We start from the raw sequence: 7313 nt of genomic DNA on the forward strand, positions 1-7313 counted from the left end.
CCGGCTCCCAGCCCCGCCGTCGTCCCGGCTCCCGCCCCCGGCCCCGTCCCGGCTCCCGTCCCCGGCCCTGGGTTGAAGCCCGGCCCCGGCCCCGGCCCCGCCGTTGTCCCGGCTCCCGGCCCCGGCCCCGCCGTTGTCCCGGCTCCCGGCTCCGCCGCCGTCCCCGTCCCGGCTCCCGGCTCCGGCAACGGCCCGAAGTCCGCTCCCGGCCCCGGCCCCGGCCCGAAGCCCGCCCCTGTCCCGAAGTCCGCCCCTGGCCCCGGCCCTGGACCGAAGCCCGCCCCCGGCCCGGGCCCCGCCCCCGGCCCTGGGTCGAAGCCCGGCCCCGCAGCCGGCCGGCCGCTGCGCGTCGCCGTCATCGGCGGCGGGCCCGGCGGGCTCTACGCCGCCGCCCTGCTCAAACGCGGCGACCCGGAGCGCGAGATCACCGTCTGGGAGCGCAACGCCCCCACCGACACCTTCGGCTTCGGCGTGGTCCTCTCCGACGAGACCCTCGGCGGCATCGAGGACGCCGACCCGGTCGTCCACGCGGCGCTCCGCCGCGAACTCGTGCGCTGGGACGACATCCACATCGCCCACCGCGGCCATCTGCTCACCTCCACCGGCCACGGCTTCGCCGCACTCGGCCGCCGCCGGCTCCTGGAGCTCCTGCACGCCCGCTGCGCCGAGCTCGGCGTACGGCTCCGCTTCCGCACCGAGGCCCCGCCCGCCGCCGAACTCGCCACCACCCACGACCTGGTGGTCGCCGCCGACGGCGTGCACAGCCGCACTCGCGAGGCACACGCCGAGGTCTTCCGGCCCGTGCTCACCACCCACCGCTGCCGCTACATCTGGCTCGCCGCCGACTTCGCCCTCGACGCCTTCCGCTTCGACATCGCCGAGACCGAGCACGGCGTGATGCAGCTGCACGCCTACCCGTACTCCGCCGACAGCTCCACCGTGATCGTGGAGATGCGCGAGGAGGTCTGGCGGGCCGCCGGCTTCGCCGAGCTGGACGAGGCCGAGTCCGCCGCCCGCTGTGCCAAGATCTTCGCCGAGGCCCTGCACGGGCGCGCCCTGCGCTCCAACAACTCCGCCTGGACCGCCTTCCGCACGGTCGTCAACGCCCGCTGGTCGCACGGCAACACCGTGCTCCTCGGCGACGCCGCCCACACCGCGCACTTCTCCATCGGCTCCGGCACCAAGCTCGCCGTCGAGGACGCCGTCTCGCTCGCCGCCCAGGTGGACCGGCACCCCCGCCTCCCCGACGCGCTGGCGGCCTACGAGGCCGAGCGCCGCCCCGTCGTCGAGTCCACCCAGCGGGCCGCCGCCGCGAGCCTGCGCTGGTTCGAGGAGCTCGCCGGACAACTCGACCGTCCGCCGAAGCAGTTCGCCTTCAACCTGCTCACCCGCAGCCGCCGGGTCACCCACGACAACCTGCGGCTGCGCGACCCGGCGTTCACCGCCGCCGTCGAGGCCGAGTTCGGCTGCCCGCCCGGCACCCCGCCGATGTTCACCCCCTTCCGGCTCGGCAACCTCACCCTGCGCAACCGGGTGGTGGTCTCGCCCATGGACCTGTACGTCGCCGAGGACGGCGTCCCCGGCGACTTCCACCTGGTCCACCTCGGCGCCCGCGCCCTCGGCGGCGCCGGCCTCGTCATGACCGAGATGGTCTGCGTGAGCGAACGGGGCCGGATCACCCCCGGCTGCACCGGCCTGTGGACCGACGAACAGGCCGCGGCGTGGGCCCGGATCACCGCCTTCGTGCACGAGCGGGCCCCCGGCACCGCGATCGGCGTCCAGCTCGGCCACTCCGGCCGCAAGGGCTCCACCCGCCGCATGTGGGAGGGCATCGACCAGCCGCTGCCCGCCGACAACTGGCCGCTGGTCGCCGCCTCCCCGCTGCCCTACCGCCCCGGCGTCAACCAGACCCCGCAGGCCCTGGACCGGGCCGGACTCACCGCCGTCCGCGAGGAGTTCGCCGCCGCCGCCCGCCGGGCCGCCCGGGCCGGCTTCGACCTGCTCGAACTGCACTGCGCCCACGGCTATCTGCTGTCCGGCTTCCTCTCCCCGCTCACCAACCACCGCACCGACGCCTACGGCGGCGACCTCGCCGGCCGGCTGCGCTTCCCCCTCGAAGTCCTCGACGCGGTACGGGACGCCTGGCCGGCCGACCGGCCGCTCACCGTCCGGATCTCCGCCACCGACTGGGCCGAGGGCGGCACCACCGCCGAGGACGCCGTGGAGATCGCCCGCGCCTTCGCCGAGCACGGCGCCGCCGCCCTGGACGTCTCCACCGGCCAGGTCGTCCCCGAGGAGCGCCCCGAGTTCGGGCGCTCGTACCAGACCCCGTACGCCGACCGGATCCGCGCCGCGCTCGGCGTCCCGGTCATCGCGGTCGGCGCGATCTCCTCCTGGGACGACGTGAACTCCCTGCTGCTCGCCGGCCGCGCCGACCTCTGCGCCCTCGCCCGCCCCCACCTCTACGACCCGCACTGGACCCTGCACGCCGCCGCCGAACAGGGCTACGAGGGGCCTGGCGCGCCGTGGCCCGCGCCGTACCGGGCGGGCAGCCGGCGCCCGCCGACGGGCCGGAAGGACGTCTGAGGCGGCCCCACCCACCCGGCGGTGATCCACTTGATAGGCAAGTCGTCACTTGCCTATGGTGGGGGAGTGGCGGACGACGACGAGGAACTCTTCAAGGCGCTGGCCGACCCCACCCGCCGGATCGTCCTGGACGAGCTGGCGGAGCGGGACGGCCAGTCCCTCTTCGAGATATGCGCGCGGCTGGCCACCCGGCACCGGCTGGGCCTCTCCCGCCAGGGAGTCAGTCAGCACCTCGCCGTCCTGGAGGCCGCCGGCCTGGTCAGGACCCGGCGCGAGGGCCGCTACAAGTTCCACGACCTGAACACCGAGCCGCTCGAGCGCATCGTGACCCGGTGGCTCAGGCCCGACCCCCCGGAGAGCACCCCATGAGGATCAACCTGACCAGCGTCTTCGTCGACGACCAGGCCAAGGCCCTGCGCTTCTACACCGAGGTGCTCGGCTTCGTGAAGAAGACCGAGGTCCCGCTCGGCGGCCACAGCTGGCTCACCGTCGTCTCGCCGGAGGACCCCGACGGCGTCGAGCTGGTCCTGGAGCCCAACGAGCACCCCGCCGCCAAGGCCTACCAGGACGCCCTGACCGCCGACGGCATCCCGGTGAACTCCTTCGCCGTCGAGGACGTGCACGCCGAGTTCGCCCGGCTCAGCGCGCTCGGCGTCCGCTTCACCCAGCAGCCCACGGACATGGGCCCGGTCACCACGGCGGTCCTCGACGACACCTGCGGCAACCTGCTCCAGATCGCCGAGTACAAGGACTGAGGCCCACGGCTCGGCCCCCCGCCCCGCCCCGGTCGGGCCCTCAGGACGGGTGCACGAACTCCGCGCCGCGCGCGTGCAGCAGCTCGTGCAGCGCGAGGAAGACCTGCGCCGAGCGGGTCCCCGGCCAGTTCTCGGGGAGCAGCTCCAGCGGCAGCACCGGGTCCGCGTAGGGCAGCCGGCGCCAGGAGTCCAGGGCGAGCAGGTACGCCCGGTAGGCCTCCTCCGGCGTGGCCGGCGGCCCGGCGCGGAGCACCGGCTCGTGGGCGTCCAGGAACTCCTCGTGCAGCTTGGCGATGGACGGCAGGTCCCACCAGCGCGCCACCGCCTCCGCCGTCGCGGCGAAGCCCAGGTGGTCGCCGCGGAACAGCTCCACGTACGGGGCGAGGTCGAGGCGCTCCAGGGTGTGCCGGGTCTCCTCGTGCAGCCGGGCCGGCGCGATCCACACGCCCGGCGCGGCCGTGCCGAAGCCCAGGCGCGCGAGCCGCGAGCGCAGCAGGTGCCGCTTGTGCCGCTCGGCCTCGGGCACCGAGAACACGGCCAGTACCCAGCCGTCGGCGAGCCGGGGCTCGTCGCGGGCGTAGATCCGGCGGTCGCCGTCGTCCAGCAGCATCCGGGCGTCGTCCGAGAGCGCGTAGCCCGCGGCGCCCTCCGCCGTCCGGCCCGGCAGCAGCAGTCCGCGCCGCTTGAGCCGGGACACCGAGGAGCGCACCGAGGGCGCGTCCACGCCGAGCACGCCGAGCAGCCTGATCAGCTCCGCCACCGCGAGCGGCGCGCCGTCCGGCGACCGGCCGTACGCGCCGTAGAGCGAGACGATCAGGGATCGGGGAGTGTGCTGCTCGGCCACGTGATCACTTTAGGGGTCCGGCTCCGGCCTCGTCGTCCCGGAGCCGGAAGCGCTGCAGTTTGCCCGTCGCGGTGCGCGGCAGGGCGTCCAGGAAGACGATCTCGCGCGGGGACTTGTACGGGGCGAGCCGGTCCCGGACGAAGGCGCGCAGCGCCGCGGCCGTCGAGCCGTCGCGCGGCACCCCGTCCCGTACCACCGCGTAGGCCACGACCACCTGCCCGCGCACCTCGTCGGGCCGGCCGACCACGGCCGCCTCGACCACGTCGGGGTGGGCCAGCAGCGCCTCCTCGACCTGCGGTCCGGCGATGTTGTACCCGGCAGAGATGATCATGTCGTCGGCGCGCGAGACGTAGCGGAAGTACCCGTCCGGTTCGCGGACGTAGGTGTCGCCGGTGAGGTTCCAGCCGTCCCGTACGTACTCGCTCTGGCGCGGGTCGGCGAGATAGCGGCAGCCGACCGGGCCGCGCACCGCGAGCAGCCCCTCCTCGCCGTCCGGGAGCTCCTTGAGCTCCCCGTCCTCGCCGCCGGGACCGACGATCCGGGCCTGCCAGCCCGGGACCGGCCGCCCCGTGGTGCCGGGGCGGATCGCGCCGTCGGCGGCGGAGATGAAGATGTGCAGCAGCTCGGTCGCCCCGATGCCGTTGATCAGCTCCAGGCCGGTCCGCTCCCGCCAGGCCTCCCAGGTGGCGGCCGGGAGGTTCTCGCCGGCCGAGACGCAGCGGCGCAGCGAGCCCAGGTCGTGGTCGTGGCCCGGTTTGGCGAGCTCGTCCAGCATCACCCGGTAGGCGGTCGGCGCGGTGAAGAGGACCGAGACCCGGTGCCGGTCGATCGCGGTGAGCAGCTGCTGCGGCCCGGCCTGTTCGAGCAGGACCGCGCGCGCCCCGGCCCGCAGGGGGAAGACGACGAGCCCGCCGAGGCCGAAGGTGAAGCCGAGCGGCGGGGAGCCGGCGAAGACGTCGTCCGGCTCCGGGCGCAGGACGTGCGCGGAGAAGGTGTCGGCGGTGGCGAGCACGTCCCGGTGGAAGTGCATGCAGCCCTTGGGGCGCCCGGTGGTGCCGGAGGTGAAGGCGATCAGCGCCACGTCGTCGGCGGCGGTCTCCACCGCCTCGTAGCGGTCGGGCTTGCCGGTGGCGAGACTGAGCAGGTCCTCCGGCCCCTCGCCGCCGAACGGGGTGATCCGCAGCCCCGGCACCTCGGCCCGCACCAGCTCGTCGAGCGCCCGCCAGTCGCACAGCGCGTGGCTGCACCGGGCCATCTCGCACATCACGGCCAGCTCGCGGGCGCGCTGCTGGGCGAGCACGGTGACGGCGATCGCGCCCGCCTTCATCACGGCGAGCCAGCAGGCGGCGAGCCAGGGGGTGGTGGGGCCGCGCAGCAGCACCCGGTTGCCGGGGAGGACGCCGAGGTCCTCGGTGAGGACGTGGGCGATCCGGTCCACCCGCTCGCGCAGCTCCCCGTACGTCCACGCCCCGCCCTCGCCGTCCCGGAACACCTCGCGGCCGGCGCCGCACCGTTCCACCGTGCGGTCGAGCAGCTCCCGCCCGCAGTTGAGCCGGTCCGGGTAGGCCAGGGAGGGCAGGTCGAAGAGAAGGCGCGGCCACTGTTCCGGCGGCGGCAGATGGTCGCGCGCGAAGGTGTCCTGGTGCGCCGAGGGCGTCAGCTCCATGCGTCCGTCCCCCTGTCGGTGGGATCGTCGGAGAGGTGCTGGGGTGGACCTTCCGGCGGTCGGGAGGGGGTCGACCGCCGCTCCACGAGCGTATCGTGATGGTGACGACAGTCAACGGTTCGCGATACAGCCGCTCGTCCGTCACCGCCCCGGCGGTCGGCGGCGGGCTCGCCGGAGAGGGCCCCGATGGCCGCATTCTCGCTCGATCCCGAACAGTCCACCTGGTGTGCCGAGCTGCGCGCGCTGGCCGCCGAGCACCTGCGCCCGATCGCCGAGAAGGGCGAACCGGGCCGGGTCAACCGCCCCCTGGTCGCCGCCCTCGGCGCCCACGGCCTCATCGCCCGGCTCTTCGACTCGGGCGCGCTCGACCTCTGCCTGATGCGCGAGTCCCTGGCCCGGGCCTGCACGGAAGCGGAGACCGCGCTCGCCCTCCAGGGCCTCGGCGCCCACCCGATCGCCGCCCGCGGCACGCCCGCGCAGCGCGCCCGCTGGCTCCCCGAGGTCACCGCCGGCCGCGCGGTCGCCGCCTTCGCCCTCTCCGAACCGGGCGCCGGCTCCGACGCCGCCGCGCTCGCCCTGGAGGCCGTACCGGAACCGGGGCCGGGCGGGGGCGCCGAGGGAGCGGGCTGGCGGCTGTACGGGCAGAAGTCCTGGATCTCGAACGCGCCCGAGGCGGACGTGGTCACCGTGTTCGCCCGGACGGGTGAGAGCGGGCGCGGCGCCCGGGGCGTCACCGCCTTCCTCGTCCCCGGCGACCGCCCGGGCCTCGGCGGCGAACCGCTCGACATGCTGGCCCCGCACGCCCTCGGCACCCTGGTCTTCGACGGCGTACGGGTCGGGCCCGAGGACGTCCTCGGGGAGCCCGAACACGGCTTCCGGGTCGCCATGCACACCCTCAACCTGTTCCGGCCCAGCGTCGGCGCCTTCGCCGTCGGCATGGCCCAGGCCGCCCTGGACGCCACCCTCGCGCACACCGCCGCCCGCCCCGCCTTCGGCGGCGTCCTCGCCGACCTCCAGTCCGTCGCCCACCAGGTCGCCGAGATGGCCACCCGCACCGAGGCCGCGCGGCTCCTCGTCTACGCGGCGGCCGAGGCGTACGACCGGGGCGACCCGGACGTCCCGCGCCGTGCCGCCATGGCGAAGCTGCTCGCGACGGAGACCGCGCAGTACGTCGTGGACGCCGCCGTCCAGCTGCACGGCGCCCGCGCCCTGCAACGCGGCCACCTGCTCGAACACCTCTACCGCGAGGTCCGCGCGCCCCGCATCTACGAGGGCGCGACGGAGGTGCAGCGCACGATCATCGCGAAGGAGCTGTACCGGGCGGCGGCCACTGCCGGGGCTGCCGCCCCGGATGCGGATTCCGCCCGCGGCCGGGATTCCGCGGATGGCCTGGATTCTGCTTCTGGCTCGGAGCCGGGCCCCGGCCCGGGAACGGCCCCCGGCCCGGATTCCGCAGCGGGCG

The 7313-nt window shown here is 75.5% G+C and carries 6 protein-coding genes; 4 read left to right on the plus strand and 2 right to left on the minus strand.

The features are described 5' to 3' along the window. Positions 1-342 precede the first annotated feature (342 nt). From ACIGW2_RS19695 to ACIGW2_RS19705, 3 genes are all read left to right on the plus strand, one after another. Complete coding sequence (locus tag ACIGW2_RS19695) at positions 343-2586, plus strand: bifunctional salicylyl-CoA 5-hydroxylase/oxidoreductase (RefSeq protein ID WP_399844913.1); 2244 nt, start codon at positions 343-345, stop codon at positions 2584-2586. Between the two features lie 66 nt (positions 2587-2652). Then, positions 2653-2955, plus strand: a complete 303-nt coding sequence (locus ACIGW2_RS19700) for a metalloregulator ArsR/SmtB family transcription factor (RefSeq protein ID WP_356068302.1) — start codon at positions 2653-2655, stop codon at positions 2953-2955. Then, positions 2952-3341 (plus strand): VOC family protein, encoded by a 390-nt coding sequence (locus ACIGW2_RS19705; protein ID WP_356068304.1) that lies wholly within the window; start codon positions 2952-2954, stop codon positions 3339-3341. Before ACIGW2_RS19700 ends, ACIGW2_RS19705 begins: the two co-directional genes overlap by 4 nt. A gap of 40 nt (positions 3342-3381) precedes the next feature. On the opposite strand, the gene ACIGW2_RS19710 is transcribed toward ACIGW2_RS19705, so the two are convergent. Next, complete coding sequence (locus ACIGW2_RS19710) at positions 3382-4185, minus strand: PaaX family transcriptional regulator C-terminal domain-containing protein (protein WP_361580829.1); 804 nt, start codon at positions 4183-4185, stop codon at positions 3382-3384. Between the two features lie 4 nt (positions 4186-4189). Continuing rightward, positions 4190-5851: an AMP-binding protein gene (locus tag ACIGW2_RS19715; RefSeq protein ID WP_399844694.1), complete on the minus strand. Its 1662-nt coding sequence runs from the start codon at positions 5849-5851 to the stop codon at positions 4190-4192. 186 nt (positions 5852-6037) lie between these two features. Here ACIGW2_RS19715 and ACIGW2_RS19720 point away from each other — a divergent pair. Beyond that, a partial coding sequence (locus ACIGW2_RS19720) for an acyl-CoA dehydrogenase family protein (RefSeq protein ID WP_399844696.1) occupies positions 6038-7313 on the plus strand: 1276 nt, incomplete at its 3' end.

Source organism: Streptomyces sp. NPDC053541, from assembly GCF_044544705.1.
Classification (GTDB): domain Bacteria; phylum Actinomycetota; class Actinomycetes; order Streptomycetales; family Streptomycetaceae; genus Streptomyces.